The following is a 17,189-nucleotide window of genomic DNA, read 5'->3' on the forward strand; positions in this document are numbered from 1 at the left end:
GAGTGTCTACAATCCTCTTAATAGTATCGAGCGCGCAATCCGTTCATGGAATGGCGGTAATCATTACAGTAAGAAGCGTACTCAGAGATATTTCGAGAAGGTAATGAAACTTTTGAAAAAGTAATTCTTTTTCCATAAGGCCCGATTGTTCTGAAAAAGAGCAATCGGGCTTGCTTTTTACTCGTTTTCGCCTCTTTTATGTACGTTTTGTTGCTATTCTGTTTAATAACTGTTAAATATATGCAGATTTCTGACAAAATGTTTGGCGGGGTCGGAAAAAAGTCGTACCTTTGCACTCGCAATTCAGAAATGAGTTGATTATATCGCGGTGTGGAGCAGTTGGTAGCTCGCCAGGCTCATAACCTGGAGGTCGCATGTTCGAGTCCTGCCGCCGCAACAATGATCGGGTAAGAAGTTGGTCAACAACATCTTATCCGATTTTTTTGTGCCCTAATTTATTAATTTAACATTAAATATTTGTTTAATTCGAATTAAAGTGCTACTTTTGCACAATAATATTTTTATGTGCAATTAATAAAAAAGGAAGGGCTTCAATATGTCAGTATCCAAAACAAGACAAAAACTGGTAGATGTCGCACGACAACTCTTTGCCAAGAATGGTATAGCAAATACTACGATGAATGATATTGCTGTAGCTTCTGGTAAGGGAAGACGTACGCTTTATACTTATTTCAGTAGGAAGGAGGATGTCTATTACGCTGTGATAGAATCAGAGTTGGAGCGTCTTTCGGACAAGTTGGACGAGGTTGCTAATTGCAAGATGCGTCCACAGGATAAAATCATCGAGCTTATCTATACTCACCTCAGTATGATCAAGGAAACGGTTGTAAGAAACGGTAACCTCCGTGCTGAGTTCTTCCGAAACATCTGGATGGTTGAGAAGGCGAGAAAAAACTTCGATGAAGACGAAATAGAGATTCTCAGAAGAATTTATGCCGAAGGAAGAGAAGATGGTGAGTTTGATATTGATAACATCGATTTGGTGGCCGATATTACTCACTATTGTATCAAAGGTCTCGAGGTTCCATTTATCTATGGACGTTTGGGCCATGGCATGAATGTGGAGTCGAGCAAACCTCTGGTTGCCAAGGTGGTTTATGGTGCCTTGGGAAAGTCGGGCTTGAAACTCTAGATAAAAGAAAATGGTAAATACGTAACTAATTGATAATTAATTAAATAAGAAAGAAATGGGATTATTAAGTGGTAAAACAGCCCTTGTAACAGGTGCTGCTCGCGGCATCGGTAAGGCTGTCGCTATGAAGTTCGCCTCTGAGGGCGCTAACATCGCATTTACAGACCTCGTACTCAACGACGATATGGCTGCCGGTTTGGAAGCTACTCGTAAGGAGATTGAGGCTCTTGGTGTAACCTGTCGTGCTTATGCTGGTAATGCAGCAGATTTCGAGGAGACACAGAAGACAGTTAAGCAGATTCATGAGGACTTCGGTTCTATCGATATCCTGGTTAACAATGCAGGTATCACTAAGGACGGTTTGATGCTCCGTATGAGCGAGGCTCAGTGGGATGCTGTTTTGAATGTAAACTTGAAGTCAGCCTTCAACTTCATTCATGCTTGCTCTCCAATCATGCTTCGTCAGCGTGGTGGTTCTATCATCAACATGGCTTCTGTAGTAGGTGTTCATGGTAATGCAGGTCAGTGCAACTATGCAGCTTCTAAGGCTGGTATGATTGCTTTGGCTAAGTCTATCGCTCAGGAGTTGGGGCCTAAGGGCGTACGCGCCAATGCTGTAGCTCCTGGTTTCATCGAGACTGCAATGACTGCACAGTTGCCTGAGGAAATCCGCAAGGACTGGATGCAGAAGATTCCATTGCGTCGTGGTGGTCAGACAGAGGATATCGCAAATGTTTGCCTCTTCCTCGCTTCCGACTTGTCTAGCTATGTTAGCGGTCAGGTTATTCAGATCGACGGTGGTATGAACATGTAATCTCTCGGCAACGTTTTGTTGATAAAACATGCAGGTAGTTTACGAAGACAACCATATAATCATAGTCTCTAAGAGAAGTGGTGAAATCGTGCAGGGCGACAAGACCGGCGACGAACCTCTCTCGGAGACTGTGAAACAGTACATCAAGGAGAAGTATCACAAGCCGGGAAATGTATTTCTCGGTGTGGTGCATCGCCTTGACCGTCCTGTTTCGGGTTTGGTCGTATTTGCCAAGACTTCTAAGGCATTGAGTCGTCTGAATAATATGTTCAGGGATGGCGAAGTTCACAAAACCTATTGGGCAATCGTGAAGAACATGCCAAAGGAACCTGAGGCTACGCTCACCCATTGGATTGTAAGAAATGAAAAGCAGAATAAGAGCTATGCTTACGACCATGAGGTGAAAAACTCGAAGAAAGCGATATTGAAGTATAAGGTGATAGGTCATACAGACCATTATACACTTTTGGAGGTAAACTTGATGACGGGTCGCCATCATCAGATAAGATGCCAGCTTGCCAAGATGGGATGTCCTATCAAGGGAGACCTGAAATACGGTTCTCCACGTAGCAATGCAGATGGCAGTATTTCTCTCCTTTCACACAGAGTAGAATTTGTTCATCCTGTGTCTAAAGAAACAATAGTAGCAGAGGCTCCGCTGCCGGATGATAATCTTTGGCGAGCTATTGCACCCTAACTCAAAAATCCATGCTTATGAAGAGGTATGCGAAATGGGCAGGAATCACGGTGTTGACTCCATTGGCGCTCATCTTTTTGTTATCCATTCTGCTTTATCTGCCACCTGTTCAGAATTGGGCGGTAAAGCAAGTGGCTGCTTATGCCTCTGAGTCGACTGGTATGGATATTTCGGTAAAGCAAGTACGCCTCGTCTTCCCTCTGAAACTAGGAGTGGAAGGCGTAAAGGTACTTCAGCCAATCGACTCACTCAAGAATTCCCCAAACTTGGCTTTAAAAAATAAGAGAGATACCGTTGCCGACATCCAGAAGATGGTGGTAGACGTACAATTGTTGCCTCTTTTCGAAAGTCAAGTCATGGTGGATGAACTCAATTTCACCCAGATGAAGGTGAATACCACTAATTTTATTCACGAAGCCAGAATCAAGGGCAATGTAGGTTATCTGCGCCTGAAGGCTCATGGCATTGATCTCGTAAAGGAGAAGGTCAGGGTGAATCATGCCCTGTTGGCTGATGCCCGACTCTCGGTAGAACTGAGCGATACTGTGCCGCCGGATACTACGCCTAGTACCAATTTCTGGAAGGTGAATATCGAAAAACTGAAACTGAAGAACACTGATTTCGTATTACACATGCCTGGAGATACCCTCCAGGTGAATGCTTATTTTGGAGATGCGGTGGCGCAGACTACCTATCTCGACCTTTATAAAGGACTTTATCAGATAGGTCATCTTGACTGGAAGAAGGGCAAGGTGAACTATGACCAGAACTATATCCGTCCGGTATCGGGCATGGACTTTAACCATATCGCCCTGTCGGCCATGACTTTGAAGGCAGACTCTTTCTATTATTGCGATTCGAAGATAGATGTCAAGATTCGTGAAGCTCAGTTTAAGGAGAAAAGCGGTTTGCAGGTAGACCAGCTCTATGGCAGATTCGTGATGGATTCCGTGAAACTGCAGTTGCCTGATATCTGTCTCCGTACCCCATACTCCCAATTGCAGGCAACGGTGGATATGGATATGAATGCCTTTGATGAGGTGAAACCTGGCAAGTTGATGGCACAGCTGAAGGGAGCTTTGGGCCGTTCAGACCTGTTCCTCTTTGCAGGCGATGCCTTCCCAAGCGCCATGAAGAAGAAATGGCCATTCTATCCGATGAAGATAGAAGGTTCGTTCAAGGGAAATATGCAGCAGGCATCTTTCTCGGGTTTGAAACTGTCGCTGCCTACAGCCTTCGAACTGAGTGCTGATGGAAAAGTGGGTAACCTGACGGATTTGAACCGTCTGAAGGCAAATGTAGATCTGAACGCCCGTACCTATCATCTGGATTTCGTTACCGCCATGTTTGCCCCTTCTCTGATGCAGGAGATACGTGTGCCTAGCGGTATCGGAATTCGTGGTAACATTCAGGCAGACGGCTCCAGATATGCTACCCGACTCGCCATTACCGAAGGTCGTGGCAGAATGAGGGTAGATGCCAAGATAGATGCGAAGACCCGGAAAGACGGCAGTATCGATATGAACCGTCTGGCTTATCAAGCTAAGATTCAGGCGCACAACATCCAGGCAAAGCATTTTCTTCCAAAACAGGATTTGCATTCTTTCACCGGCTCATTGCAGGCGAAGGGAGTGGGAACTGATTTCCTCTCTCCTCGTACCCGATTGCAGGCTAAGGCACAGGTAAACCAGATTCAGTATGGCAAATACAAACTGGATCATGTATTGGCAGTGGCTCACGTTGCCAATGGAAAGGTGCATGCCGATATCGACAGCAAGAGCCAGTATCTTACGGGGCTCGTCAGCCTTGATGCACTTACGAATTCCAAGAAACTGGAGGCTACCCTGGTGGCAGATGTCCGCGATGTGAATCTTTATTCATTAGAGGTAACGAAGGCACCGATGCGCCTGTCGCTCTGCGGTCACATGGATATCAGGTCCGACCTGAAGGACAGTCACGACATCATGGCTTCGATGAGTGATATTACGGTTCGTACGGCAGAGAAGAATTATCGTCCGGTGGGTGTTGACGCTGATGTCTTTACCCGCAGAGATACCACGCACGCAGTCATCAATTGCGGCGACTTCCATCTCAACATGGATGTACACGGAGGCTATAAGCAGTTGATGAGCCGTTTTGCCGGATTGCAGAAAGAATTGGCTCATCAGCTTAGGAACCATCATATCGATCAGGTGAAGATGCGCAGTCAGTTCCCTTTCGGTCATGTTTATCTTACCACAGGAAAGGACAATTTCATTTCCCGTTTCATCGCTTACTGCGGTTATGATTTCAAGACGGTGGATATGAAGATGACCATGTCGCCTGTAACAGGTGTCAATGGTTATCTCAACATCGATTCACTGGTAGCGAGTGGCATGCAGTTGGATACGATCCGTACCTTGGTGAAGACTGAGGGCGATACCATCCGCTATGCAGCACGTGTTCAGAACAACAAGCATAATCCTCAGTATGTGTTCCGGGCACAGGTAGAGGGCGAACTGCAGGAGAAAGGTTCCAATATCGATGCCCGCATCTATGATGCCAAAAACAGATTGGGTGTAGATGTGGGGCTGGAGGCGCTGTTGCTGGAAAACGGCGTGAAGATTTCGCTCATCGATACCCATCCTGTCCTGGGGTACAAAAAGTTTACTGCCAACGATGACAACTATCTGATGTTGGGCAATGACGACCGTGTTTCTGCCAATCTGATTCTGAAGGCAGCCAACGGCATGGGTATCCGTATATATAGCAATGATGAAAACGAAGAAGCGCTGCAGGATCTTACGGTGAGCATGAGCCAGTTTAATCTGGATAAAGTGCTCAGCGTGATTCCTTATATGCCTGACATCTCGGGTATTCTTGACGGCGACTTCCATATTATCCAGACCAAGGATGAACTCTCGGTTTCTTCTAATCTGAACATCGACAATATGGTTTACGAAAAGTGTCCGATGGGAGATGTCGGTACTGAATTCGTTTACATGCCAAAGAGCGACGGTTCTCATTATGTAGATGGTTTCCTCAATTATGAGGGTGAAGAAGTAGCTACCGTAAAGGGTACTTACAAATCGGAAGGAAACGGTTATCTCGATGCCGAAGTGGGTATGGAGAAGTTGCCTCTGCATTTTGTCAACGGTTTCGTTCCTGACCAGATTATGGGTCTGAAGGGATATGGCGAAGGAAAACTGAGTTTGAAGGGAGCCTTGAGCCAGTTGGATGTAGAGGGCGAAGTATATCTGGATTCGGCTTATCTCGTCAGTGTGCCGTATGGCATCACGATGCGTTTTGCCAACGATCCTGTCCGTATCATAGACAGCAAGTTGCTCTTCGAAAACTTCATGATGTATGCCAACAATGAGAGTCCGCTCAATATCCAGGGCAGTCTCGACTTTACGAATATAGAGAAGATGATGCTCGATATCCGGATGCGAGCACAGAACTTCCTGCTGATTGATGCCAAGGAGAATGCCCGTTCCGAGGCTTTCGGCAAGGCGTATGTCAACTTCTTTGGAGCGATGCGCGGACCGGTAAGCAATCTGAAGATGCAAGGTAAGCTGGATGTTCTCGGCAATACGGATATGACGTATGTGCTGAAAGAATCGGAACTGACTACTGATACGCAGCTCGATGAGCTGGTGAAGTTTACGAATTTCAAGAGTGGCAAGCCTGTCGTTGTCGAGCGTCCGGCACTGGAAGGATTGAACATGATGTTGGGCATGTCGATAGACGAGTCGGCTCATATCCTCTGTGCATTGAATGCCGACCAAACCAACTACATCGACCTGATGGGCGGTGGTGATCTGACGATGACTTACAATTCGGTTGATGGCATCGGCATCACGGGCAAGTATACCCTGAACAATGACAAGATGAAATATTCGCTGCCTATCATTCCGCTCAAGACGTTTGATATCCAGGACGGCAGCTACATAGAGTTTAACGGCGATCCGTTCAACCCGACCCTGAACATCACGGCAACAGAGAATGTCAGGACAACGGTAAACGAGGGACAGGGAACCGGCCGCTCGGTGGATTTCATTTGTGGCGTAAAACTCTCGCAGACATTGAATAAGCCAGGCATCCAGTTTATCGTTTCCTCACCAAACGATGCCACCTTGCAGGATGAACTGAACACGATGAGTATTGAAGAGCGGGGTAAGATAGCCATTACGATGCTGGCTTCGGGCATGTATCTTGCCAACGGAAATACCAATTCGTTCTCCATGAACAGTGCCTTGAGCTCATTCCTCAACTCAGAGATCAATAATATTGCAGGTTCAGCGATGCGTTCTGTGGGGGTAGATGTCGGTATGTCGGTAGATAACTCCACCAATGCAGCGGGTGCCATGCACACCGATTACAACTTTAAGTTTGCCAAGCGGTTCTTCAACAACCGCTTGAGTTTCAGTGTGGGCGGCAAGGTTTCTACCGGTGCAGAAATGGAGAATGCAGCCAACAATGATGATGTATTCTTCAACAATATCGAATTGCAGTACCGTCTCAACGAAGGTGCGAGCCAGTATATCCGTGCCTTCTACAACAATAATACCTACGATTGGCTCGAAGGCTTGATTGGTGAGTATGGTATTGGTTTCAAGTGGCAGAGAAAACTGCAACATTTCAAGGATATCTTCCGTTTCAAGACTGATAAGCAGCAGATTCCTGCAGCCTCAATGGAGAAGAATCCTGCGGTGAAGAAGAGTACGAACGAAAAGAAGGATACGATGGAGAAAGCCAAAACAAAGGACTTTGACCCATTGAAACTTAACGAAAAGTAATGAGCGATATGAAACAGCAGAACAGGTTATACCTTATTATATATGTGGCAGCATTGCTGATGTTGTCGGGGCAGCTCATAACGGGTTGCTCTTCAACCAGTGCGCTGAAAGAAGACGAGCAGCTGTTTACGGGTCTGGTACCTATTGAGTATAAGAACTACGAGAAGGGAGCTTATGCTGATTCTACCATCACCGAGATGGAGTATGCCCTGGCTTCGGCTCCGAACGGTGCTTTGTTCGGAAGCAGCTATTACCGCACTCCGTTCCCTGTGCGCCTGTGGATATGGAATGCTTTCTCTCAGTCGGATGGAGCACTGGCTAAGTGGATAACCAAAGTATTCGGTTCCAAACCTAAGCTGATGGCGAATGTGAATCCGCAACTCCGTGCCCAGGTAGCCGAGCATCAGCTCGATAAATATGGCTATTTTAACGGTAAGGTGACTTATGATGTGCTGACACAGAGCAATCCGAAGAAGGCGAAGGTCGCCTATCAGGTAGACTTCGGTCATCTCTGGACGCTTGATTCTATGGCTTATCTCAACTTCCCAGCCAAGAGCAAGCAGTTTATAGATGCTTCCATGAACAAGGCGCTCATACGGAAGGGGAGTCCTTTCAATGTCGCCAACATGGAATCGGAACGTCAGCGTATCACCCGTCTGTTCCGCAACAGGGGCTATTATTTCTATCAGAACAGTTATGCTTCTTATCTTGCCGATACCGTGAATGTGCCCGGCAAGGTGCAGTTGCGGCTGATGATGGCAGACAGCGTGGATGATAGGGCTACCCGCCAGTGGTATATCGGAAAGATTCATGTTAATTTCAGAAAGCAGTATATGGAGGAGTTGAAGGATTCCTTTGTGCGCAGCTATCTGAGTTTCCATTATAATGGAAGAAAGATGCCGATACGTCCGGGCATCGTTTTGCAGAGTCTGCGCCTGCGTCCCCGTGAACTGTATCGGGTACGTACCGAGGAGCGTGCCAAGACTGGACTTCAGAAGATGGGACTCTTCAGCTATTCCAGCATCCAGTTCTCTCCCCGTTCGGTGCAGACCCTAGACAGTTTAGGCCATGTAGTATATCGTGATACTTTGGATGCCAATATCGATCTGGTATTCGACAAGCCATACGATTTCTATGTCGAGGCAAATGCCCGCGGCAAAACGACCGGTAGAGTAGGACCGGAGCTGGTAGTGGGTCTTACCAAGCGCAATGCTTTTCATGGAGGCGAAAAACTTACTGTCAACCTGCATGGTTCGCATGAGTGGCAAACCGTCAGTCAGGCTGGCGGAGGTTCAACCCGCATCAATTCCTATGAATACGGATCGGATGTTTCCGTAGAGTTCCCTCGCATCATCACGCCTTGGAATATGTTCAGAACGATGGAGCAGAATGAGCGCAGATACCGTGCCGGGCATATGCCTACCAAATATCGGGGTGTGCCAACTACTACCATCAAGGCTTCGATGAATGTGCTGAACAGAGCCAGCTATTTCCGACGTCATGTGGCAGCGGGCGAGTTAACCTATGCGTGGTCAACCTCTTACCAGCATCAGCATTCTTTCAGTCCGCTGATTCTCTCTTATGAGTTTATGAACAGCCGTACAGCCGCTTTCGATAGCATCCTCGCCCTGCATCCTTATCTTCAGATATCGATGCGCGACCAGTTTGTGCCTAAGATGAGTTACACCTATACTTATCGCAGTCCGCGCCGTTACCGCCATCCTATCACCTGGTCAACCACCATCAGCGAGGCAGCCAATATTCTTTCGCTCGGTTACATGGCGGCCGGAAAGGGATGGAACGAGAAAGACAAGAAGATGTTCAAGAATCCGTTTGCTCAGTTCCTGAAACTGGAGACAGATTTCGTGAAATATTGGCGTATCACCCAGGATGGTACGCTGGTGGGACATGTCAATGCCGGCATTATCTGGAGTTATGGCAATGCCGAGAATGCTCCTTATTATGAGCAGTTCTATATCGGTGGTGCCAACAGTGTGCGAGCCTTTAATGTGCGGAGTATCGGACCGGGCAGATACCAGCCTACCAACAGCAAGTATTCGTATATCGACCAGACGGGCGACATCAAGTATCTGATGAATCTGGAATACCGTCAGAAGGTATGGGGCAATCTCTATGGAGCCCTTTTCCTGGATGCAGGTAATGTGTGGACCTTACGCAACCATGAGTACAGTTCGCTCGGCAAGTTTGATGTAGACAAGTTTTTCCGGCAGCTGGCGGTAGGCACCGGTGTCGGTGTGCGTTATGACATGGGTATGTTTGTGATACGTGTCGACTGGGGTATCGGTCTGCATGTTCCTTACGATACCGGCAAGAATGGCATCTATAACATCCGTCGGTTCAAGGATGCCCAGAGTCTGCATTTCGCTGTGGGTTATCCTTTCTAGGTTTTGCCTGGGAGATGTGTCCGGAAATAAGTCTGATATGTGTTACAGATAGTGCATAAAAGAACAAAAATTGATATTAATCAAAAAAAAGTAGGAAAACGTGCGGTTAACTGCATTTTTTTTGTTACTTTTGCATCGTTATTTTTTTTATAACTATCAACTATTAATAAATAAAAGTATAGACAAAATGAAACCTACGTTATTGCTTTTGGCTGCCGGTATGGGTAGCCGTTATGGTGGTTTGAAACAGCTTGATGGTCTGGGGCCTAATGGTGAGACTATCATGGACTACAGCATATATGATGCTATTCAGGCTGGTTTCGGAAAGATCGTATTCGTTATTCGCAAGGACTTCGAAGATCAGTTCCGTGAGAAGATTCTTTCAAAGTATGAGGGGCATATTCCTGCAGAACTTTGCTTCCAGGCATTGGATGATCTCCCAGAGGGATTCTCAGTTCCTGAAGGTCGTGAGAAACCATGGGGTACAAACCATGCTGTCCTGATGGCAAAGGATATCATCAAGGAACCTTTCTGCGTAATCAACTGCGATGACTTCTACAACCGCGATTGCTTCATGGTAATCGGCAAGTTCCTCTCTGAACTTCCAGAGGGCAGCAAGAACCGTTACGCCATGGTAGGTTTCCGTGTAGGTAATACCTTGAGTGAGAATGGTACCGTAGCTCGCGGCATCTGCTCTAAGGATGCTGATGAGAACTTGACAACCTGTGTAGAGCGTACCGAGATCATGCGTATCGACAGTAAGGTATCTTACAAGGACGAGCAGGGCGAGTGGGTTGCTGTTGGCGACAATACTCCTGTTTCCATGAACGTTTGGGGCTTCACACCTGATTACTTCCAGCATAGTGAGGAGTACTTCAAGGAGTTCTTGAGTGATCCTAAGAATATGGAAAACAAGAAGGCTGAGTTCTTCATCCCATTGATGGTCAACAAGCTCATCAATGAGGGTACAGCTACCGTTAAGGTGCTCGATACTACCAGCAAGTGGTTTGGTGTAACTTATGCAGCCGACCGCCAGAGTGTTGTTGATAAGATCCAGCATCTTATCAATGAGGGTGTTTATCCTAACAAGCTCTTCTAATTTAATGTGATGGATATAAACATTAATATATTGACAGATCAGGAAGCCGCTATTCTCCGAGAGACGATAGCGGCTTCTCATCGTATTGTCGTCTGTGCACATAAGTCGCCAGACGGTGATGCCGTCGGCTCTTCTTTGGGATGGGCTGGTTATCTTCGTTCTTTGGGCAAGAAAGTTGACATTTGTGTGCCGGATATGATACCGGATTCTATTTCCTGGTTGCCTGGAGCTGCCGGTATCCTGCGATATGACAGACAGCCTGAACTGGTGCAGCGAGCTTTCGATGAAGCCGACCTGGTATGCTGTGTTGACTTTAGCAGTGAGGGACGTCTTGATGAGATGGATCATGTATTGTTGGGTTGCAAGACTCTGCGTGTCATCATCGACCACCATCTGGCTCCTAATCTTGAGGCTAAGCTGCTGGTTTCGCAGCCACATGCCAGCAGTGCCAGCGACCTGGTATTCCGTGTAGTCTGGCAGTTGGGAGGTTTCCCACAGATGGATCAGACCTGGGCTACCTGCATCTATTGCGGCATGATGACCGATACGGGCGGTTTCACCTATAATTCTACCCAGCCTTATATCTATTACATCATCTGCTTGCTGCTTACCAAGAACATCGACAAGGATAAGATTTACCGCAATGTCTTCAATAATGCCCGCATTCCGGCAGTCCGGTTCCGTGGCTATCTGATGAATGAAAAGTTGCAGGTAATAGAGGGCCTTCATGCCAGTTTCTATACCGTGACCCGTAAAGAGTTGAAGAAGTATGACTTTATCAAGGGCGACCTGGAAGGACTGGTGAACGTACCTCTTACCATCAAGGGACACAAACTCTCCATTTCTCTTCGTGAAGATACAGATATAGACAATCGCGTATTGGTAAGTCTCCGTTCGGTAGACGATTTCCCATGCAATAAGATGGCAGCTGAGTTCTTCAATGGTGGCGGTCATCGCAATGCTTCTGGCGGCAAATTGCTTTGCAGCATACAGGAGGCAGAGCAGATAGCACTGAAGGCTATCCTGGCATACGCCGATATGCTGAAGTAGCCGTTTTTTCCTTAGAAATGACGAAAAAGACAGAAAACAACCCCGTTTTGAGGCAATAGGATGATAATAAGTGATAAATAATAATAAAATCAACCTATTCCTCTCGGTGTTGTCTTATCTTTTTTGTACCTTTGCCCAATAAATCAGATTTAAAAAAGAAGAATGAAGAAATTTTTGTTTGCAATGATTGCTTTTGCGGCTGTTTTATCGTTTGCCGCATGCAATGATAGTGAGACTTATAAGGACATGCGCGATAGAGAGCTCGATTCTATCAGCTCTTTCTTGCGTAAGGAAAATATTAAGGTTATCTCCGAGGATGAGTTCAACAGACGTTGGAAAAATAATGAAAAACTGACGGATACAGCAAAGAACAACAACGAATGGGTACTTTTCAACAGTAACGGTATCTACATGCAGGTGATTGACCAGGGATGTGGCGACTATATCAAGAAAGGTACATCGGTAGATGTATTGGTCCGCTTTGATGAGTATAATCTTTCGTATGCTGCTGAAATGAGCGATAAGTGTCTCACGCTTTCAAACAAAGTTCCTGCTTATTCCTATTATGTAGATAAGATAAGCGTTACCAATACTTCCGGTACATTCACCGGTTCTTTCGTTGATCCTTCAGCCAGTCTGATGGCCAATACATATAATTCATCCAATTATGGCAGTGTAAGTTCTACCGTGCCTAGCGGTTGGCTCATACCATTCACCTGGATTAAGATAGGCAGACCGAAGACTGATGATGAACGCATCGCTCATATCCGTTTGCTCGTACCTCACTCTTACGGTACCACATCGGCATCGGGCAGTGTGCAGGCATGTGTCTACGACATGACCCTGCAGAAAGGAAGATAAACATAAACAGAGAAAGATATATTTATGACACTGATTAAGTCAATTTCTGGTATCCGCGGTACTATCGGCGGTCCAGCGGGCGATACTTTGAATCCGCTCGATATCGTTAAGTTCACTTCAGCATACGCTACCTTCATTCGCCGTAGCGGTGCTTCAGAGAGTAATACCATCGTTGTAGGCCGTGATGCGCGCATCTCTGGCGAGATGGTAAAGAATGTGGTTTGTGGAACCCTCATGGGTATGGGCTACGATGTGCTGAACATCGGTCTGGCTACTACTCCTACCACTGAACTTGCTGTTACCATGAGTGGTGCCGCCGGCGGTATCATCATCACAGCTTCTCACAACCCACGCCAGTGGAATGCCCTCAAGCTCCTCAACGAGAAGGGTGAGTTCCTCACAGCAGCTAATGGTAACGAGGTGCTGGGTATCGCAGAGAAGGAAGACTTCGACTATGCGGATGTGGATCATCTCGGAAAATATACTGAAGACAATACCTTCAACAAGCGCCATATCGACTCTGTACTTGCTTTGAAGCTCGTAGATGTCGAAGCAATCAAGAATGCCCACTTCAAGGTTTGTGTAGATTCCATCAACTCAGTTGGTGGCGTTATACTTCCAGAGTTGCTCGATGCGCTCGGTGTAGCATATACTTTTCTCAATGGTGAGCCTACAGGCGATTTCGCTCATAATCCGGAGCCATTGGAGAAGAACCTCGGTGGTATCATGGATGAGTTGAAGAAGAGTGGTTACGATATGGGTATCGTTGTAGACCCTGATGTTGACCGTTTGGCTTTCATCTGCGAAGATGGCAAGATGTTTGGCGAAGAGTATACCTTGGTAAGTGTGGCAGATTACGTGTTGGGCAAGACTCCAGGCAATACCGTCAGCAACCTTTCATCTACCCGTGCCCTCCGTGATGTTACGGAGAAGCATGGTGGCAAGTACACCGCAGCTGCTGTAGGCGAGGTGAATGTAACTACCAAGATGAAGGATGTTAACGCTGTTATCGGTGGTGAAGGCAATGGTGGAGTTATCTATCCAGAGAGCCATTACGGTCGTGATGCCCTCGTTGGTATCGCCCTCTTCCTGAGCAGTCTGGCTCACAAGGGCTGCAAGGTGAGCGAGCTCCGTGCCAGCTTCCCTAACTATTTCATCGCCAAGAACCGCATCGACCTGACTCCATCTACCGATGTAGATGCTATCCTCGTGAAGGTTAAGGAGATGTATGGTAAGGAGAAGGATGTCACCGTAACAGATATCGATGGCGTCAAGCTCGATTTCCCTGACAAGTGGGTTCATCTCCGCAAGAGTAATACCGAGCCTATCATCCGCGTATATAGCGAGGCCTCTACCATGGAGCAGGCTGATGAACTGGGCAAGAAGCTCATGCAGGTGGTTTACGATATGCAGTAAGATACTGAATATGAGATTATATAAAAAGAGATGAAGCAACGTAGATTTTGCTTCATCTCTTTTTTTTGTGCGCCGATTTCCATCTGCAAAACTTCTGTAATTTGAAGAAAGATAGAGAAAGATTTGGCTTTCTCAGATAAAAATCGTATTTTTGTTGCGAAATTGCAGACAATGAGGCCTCTGAGCCTTTGTTGCAGTAATGAAAAACTTGAACCGTTCCTTATAGGGAGCATAACTGAAATTACAGAATAATGGAATCTATTATAAAGCATTATCAGGTAGCCCATGTCGGGTTCAGCCTTTCTTGTCCTGATTCCTCTCAGGAGATGATGGCTGTTTTATTGGAGGCTTATTAGGCGTTTGAATGCGAAGAACAGGTCGCATCTGCTGCCCTGACCTCCTTCTCTCTTACCTTGAACGAAAGCGGGGAAGAACTGAGGAAACCTGCCGGTTTCAAGGAGGAATGCAGACAGGATGAGGAGGGACAGCTCATTATCAGTGGTAGTCTGGGAGAGAAGCAGAAGGCGTTCCTGTTGGCAATGACTGATATGAAATCGATATTGGTTACAGGTCATGATTATCAGCATTCCAGTCTTCTGGTTCCTGCTGGCACCTTCAGCCAGAAGTCGGCTTCCGGATTCCTCAAGGCAACCGTTGACACCTCGCTGATGCTCCTCTATGCCATGCGTTCGCATATCGTGTATATAGAGCAGGGTAATACGCTGATGAGCGGAACTATTCGCGATAATCTTCTTCTTGCCAATCCCGTGGCTACCGATGAGCAGCTTACCGAAGCCCTTCATGTAGCCTGTGCCGATTTCGTGTTCAGTTTGCCGGCAGGTATGGATACGAAGATAGGAGAGCATGCCACCCGTTTGAGTGGCGATCAGGCACAGCGCATTGCTATAGCCCGCAGTCTTTTGCGCGAAGGCACATTCTGTTGTTGGATGAAATCAGCTCATCGCTGGATGCCGAAACCGAGAAGCTTCTTTTCGACCGCCTCTTTACTTCGTATTCCGATAAGACTATTATCTGTGTTACGCATAGAAAGGAGGTGGCAGACAGATGCCAGGAGCAGATACGGCTGTGATGATGTGTTTTTATGGAAGTCCGGTTAACAAGGCTGCATGCTGTGTGTAAAGCATGGGTGTAGCGTAAGTATAAAAAGAAAGCTCAGGGCTATCTGCCCTGAGCTTTTTTCATTATCATGATTTCTGTATCATTTACTTCTGGCATTCCTTGCAAGGAATCCAAGGCTTCAACTGCTTGAAGAAGTCGTTGCCCTTATCATCTACGAGGATGAATGCAGGGAAGTCCTCTACGGTAATCTTCCAGATAGCCTCCATACCGAGCTCTGGGTACTCTACGCACTCGATGCTCTTGATAGAACTCTTAGAGAGAACGGCAGCTACACCACCGATAGTACCGAGGTAGAAACCACCATGCTTCTTGCAAGCCTCTGTAACAATATCGCCACGGTTACCCTTGGCAATCATTACAAGGCTAGCGCCATGATCCTGGAACTCATCTACGTATGGGTCCATACGGTTGGCTGTGGTAGGTCCCATAGAGCCACATGGATAACCCTCTGGAGTCTTGGCTGGACCAGCATAGAGGATAGGGTGGTTCTTGAAGTACTCAGGCATCTCCTCGCCTGCATCCAGACGAGCCTTGAGCTTAGCGTGAGCGATGTCACGAGCCACGATGATGGTACCCTTCAAGTTAACACGGGTGCTTACAGGATACTTGCTCAACTCAGCACGAACTGCGTCGATACCCTTGTCGAGGTCAATCTCGATACCCTTGGTACCCTCACCTGGGTTACGGAGCTCCTCAGGAATCAACTCTGTTGGGTTCTCATCCATCTTCTCCAACCAGATACCGTCCTTGTTGATCTTAGCCTTGATGTTACGGTCGGCAGAGCAGCTTACACCCATACCGATAGGGCAGCTTGCACCATGACGTGGCAAACGGATCACGCGGATATCGTGAGCGAGATACTTACCGCCGAACTGTGCACCCAAGCCAATCTTGTGAGCCTCTTCGAGGAGCTTGTTCTCCAAGTCGATGTCACGGAAAGCACGCCCCGTCTCATCACCTGTTGTAGGCAACTCATCGTAGTACTTGATAGAAGCCAACTTCACGGTGAGGAGGTTCTTCTCAGCTGAAGTACCACCGATAACGAAGGCGATGTGGTAAGGAGGACATGCTGCTGTACCCAGACTCTTCATCTTCTCTACGAGGAATGGGAGCAATGTGCCCTCGTTCTGGATAGTAGCCTTGGTCATTGGGTAGAAGTAGGTCTTGTTGGCAGAGCCACCACCCTTAGCTACCATCACGAAGCGGTACTCGTCGCCCTCTGTAGCCTCGATATCAATCTGAGCAGGAAGGTTGCAACGGGTGTTCACCTCATCATACATGTTGAGAGGAGCGTTCTGAGAATAACGGAGGTTGTCCTGTGTAAAGGTGTTGTAAACACCCAGGCTCAAAGCCTCTTCATCCTCGAAGTCGGTCCATACGCGCTGGCCTTTCTCACCGTGGATGATAGCAGTACCTGTATCCTGGCAGAATGGGAGGATGCCCTTCACGGCAGTCTCTGCATTGCGAAGGAACTGGAGAGCTACGTACTTGTCGTTCTCAGAAGCCTCTGGGTCGCTGAGAATCTTAGCTACCTGGAGGTTGTGCTCACGACGGAGCTTGAACTCTACGTCGTGGAAACCCTGCTGTGCCAGCAAAGTAAGAGCTTCCTTAGAAACCTTGAGGATAGTCTTACCCTCGAACTCTGCTGTACTTACGCCTTCCTTAGAGATAAGGCGATACTCTGTCTTGTCCTCTCCAATCTGGAACATTGGAGCATACTTAAAATCTGGAGTTTTTGCCATAATGTTTTTTGTTATTTTAAACTGTTGAAATATT

General features: G+C 47.0%; 12 protein-coding genes and 1 tRNA gene (1 of these 13 running past the window's edge). 12 read left to right on the plus strand and 1 reads right to left on the minus strand.

Features of this window, described 5'->3' with window-relative positions:
- From KUA48_RS11435 to KUA48_RS11490, 12 genes are all read left to right on the plus strand, one after another.
- Positions 1 to 124 carry the 3' portion of a lytic transglycosylase domain-containing protein gene (locus KUA48_RS11435; RefSeq protein WP_022120324.1) on the plus strand. The gene continues 317 nt to the left of window position 1, outside the view, so 124 of the gene's 441 nt are visible here — the last part of the coding sequence; its start codon lies beyond the left edge, outside the window; it ends in the stop codon at positions 122 to 124.
- 200 nt (positions 125 to 324) lie between these two features.
- Positions 325 to 397: transfer RNA gene (locus tag KUA48_RS11440), tRNA-Met, on the plus strand.
- 159 nt (positions 398 to 556) lie between these two features.
- Positions 557 to 1,153, plus strand: coding sequence for a TetR/AcrR family transcriptional regulator (locus KUA48_RS11445; protein ID WP_006847902.1), 597 nt, complete (start codon positions 557 to 559; stop codon positions 1,151 to 1,153).
- A gap of 55 nt (positions 1,154 to 1,208) precedes the next feature.
- Positions 1,209 to 1,967, plus strand: coding sequence for a 3-oxoacyl-[acyl-carrier-protein] reductase (fabG, locus tag KUA48_RS11450; protein WP_006847901.1), 759 nt, complete (start codon positions 1,209 to 1,211; stop codon positions 1,965 to 1,967).
- 28 nt (positions 1,968 to 1,995) lie between these two features.
- Positions 1,996 to 2,664: an RluA family pseudouridine synthase gene (locus KUA48_RS11455; RefSeq protein WP_022120326.1), complete on the plus strand. Its 669-nt coding sequence runs from the start codon at positions 1,996 to 1,998 to the stop codon at positions 2,662 to 2,664.
- A 17-nt stretch (positions 2,665 to 2,681) separates the two neighbouring features.
- Positions 2,682 to 7,442, plus strand: a complete 4,761-nt coding sequence (locus KUA48_RS11460; RefSeq protein ID WP_218432858.1) for a translocation/assembly module TamB domain-containing protein — start codon at positions 2,682 to 2,684, stop codon at positions 7,440 to 7,442.
- Positions 7,442 to 9,847: a BamA/TamA family outer membrane protein gene (locus KUA48_RS11465; protein WP_218432860.1), complete on the plus strand. Its 2,406-nt coding sequence runs from the start codon at positions 7,442 to 7,444 to the stop codon at positions 9,845 to 9,847. The genes KUA48_RS11460 and KUA48_RS11465 overlap by 1 nt, the downstream gene beginning before the upstream one ends.
- Positions 9,848 to 10,034: 187 nt before the next feature.
- Positions 10,035 to 10,946: a nucleotidyltransferase gene (locus tag KUA48_RS11470; RefSeq protein ID WP_118254429.1), complete on the plus strand. Its 912-nt coding sequence runs from the start codon at positions 10,035 to 10,037 to the stop codon at positions 10,944 to 10,946.
- Between the two features lie 15 nt (positions 10,947 to 10,961).
- Positions 10,962 to 11,996, plus strand: a complete 1,035-nt coding sequence (locus KUA48_RS11475; protein ID WP_371833709.1) for a bifunctional oligoribonuclease/PAP phosphatase NrnA — start codon at positions 10,962 to 10,964, stop codon at positions 11,994 to 11,996.
- A gap of 162 nt (positions 11,997 to 12,158) precedes the next feature.
- Positions 12,159 to 12,857, plus strand: coding sequence for a DUF4827 domain-containing protein (locus tag KUA48_RS11480; protein ID WP_153080043.1), 699 nt, complete (start codon positions 12,159 to 12,161; stop codon positions 12,855 to 12,857).
- A gap of 24 nt (positions 12,858 to 12,881) precedes the next feature.
- Positions 12,882 to 14,273 (plus strand): phosphoglucosamine mutase, encoded by a 1,392-nt coding sequence (glmM, locus tag KUA48_RS11485; protein ID WP_153072398.1) that lies wholly within the window; start codon positions 12,882 to 12,884, stop codon positions 14,271 to 14,273.
- A gap of 413 nt (positions 14,274 to 14,686) precedes the next feature.
- A complete protein-coding gene (locus KUA48_RS11490) occupies positions 14,687 to 15,391 on the plus strand; it encodes an ATP-binding cassette domain-containing protein (protein ID WP_218432862.1) in 705 nt (234 codons plus the stop codon).
- Positions 15,392 to 15,496: 105 nt separating this feature from the next.
- Here KUA48_RS11490 and KUA48_RS11495 read toward each other — a convergent pair whose 3' ends face one another.
- Positions 15,497 to 17,155 (minus strand): fumarate hydratase, encoded by a 1,659-nt coding sequence (locus tag KUA48_RS11495; RefSeq protein WP_153072397.1) that lies wholly within the window; start codon positions 17,153 to 17,155, stop codon positions 15,497 to 15,499.
- Positions 17,156 to 17,189: the final 34 nt, after the last annotated feature.

Source organism: Segatella copri, from assembly GCF_019249795.2.
GTDB classification, from domain to species: domain Bacteria; phylum Bacteroidota; class Bacteroidia; order Bacteroidales; family Bacteroidaceae; genus Prevotella; species Prevotella copri_B.

What these genes read in the sequence shown, in the direction of transcription:
- glmM (WP_153072398.1), top strand. Translation starts at nt 12,882, where the DNA reads ATGACACTGATTAAGTCAATTTCTGGTATCCGCGGTACTATCGGCGGT.
- KUA48_RS11455 (WP_022120326.1), top strand. Translation starts at nt 1,996, where the DNA reads ATGCAGGTAGTTTACGAAGACAACCATATAATCATAGTCTCTAAGAGA.
- KUA48_RS11460 (WP_218432858.1), top strand. Translation starts at nt 2,682, where the DNA reads ATGAAGAGGTATGCGAAATGGGCAGGAATCACGGTGTTGACTCCATTG.
- KUA48_RS11480 (WP_153080043.1), top strand. Translation starts at nt 12,159, where the DNA reads ATGAAGAAATTTTTGTTTGCAATGATTGCTTTTGCGGCTGTTTTATCG.
- KUA48_RS11470 (WP_118254429.1), top strand. Translation starts at nt 10,035, where the DNA reads ATGAAACCTACGTTATTGCTTTTGGCTGCCGGTATGGGTAGCCGTTAT.
- fabG (WP_006847901.1), top strand. Translation starts at nt 1,209, where the DNA reads ATGGGATTATTAAGTGGTAAAACAGCCCTTGTAACAGGTGCTGCTCGC.
- KUA48_RS11465 (WP_218432860.1), top strand. Translation starts at nt 7,442, where the DNA reads ATGAGCGATATGAAACAGCAGAACAGGTTATACCTTATTATATATGTG.
- KUA48_RS11445 (WP_006847902.1), top strand. Translation starts at nt 557, where the DNA reads ATGTCAGTATCCAAAACAAGACAAAAACTGGTAGATGTCGCACGACAA.
- KUA48_RS11495 (WP_153072397.1), bottom strand. Translation starts at nt 17,155, where the DNA reads ATGGCAAAAACTCCAGATTTTAAGTATGCTCCAATGTTCCAGATTGGA.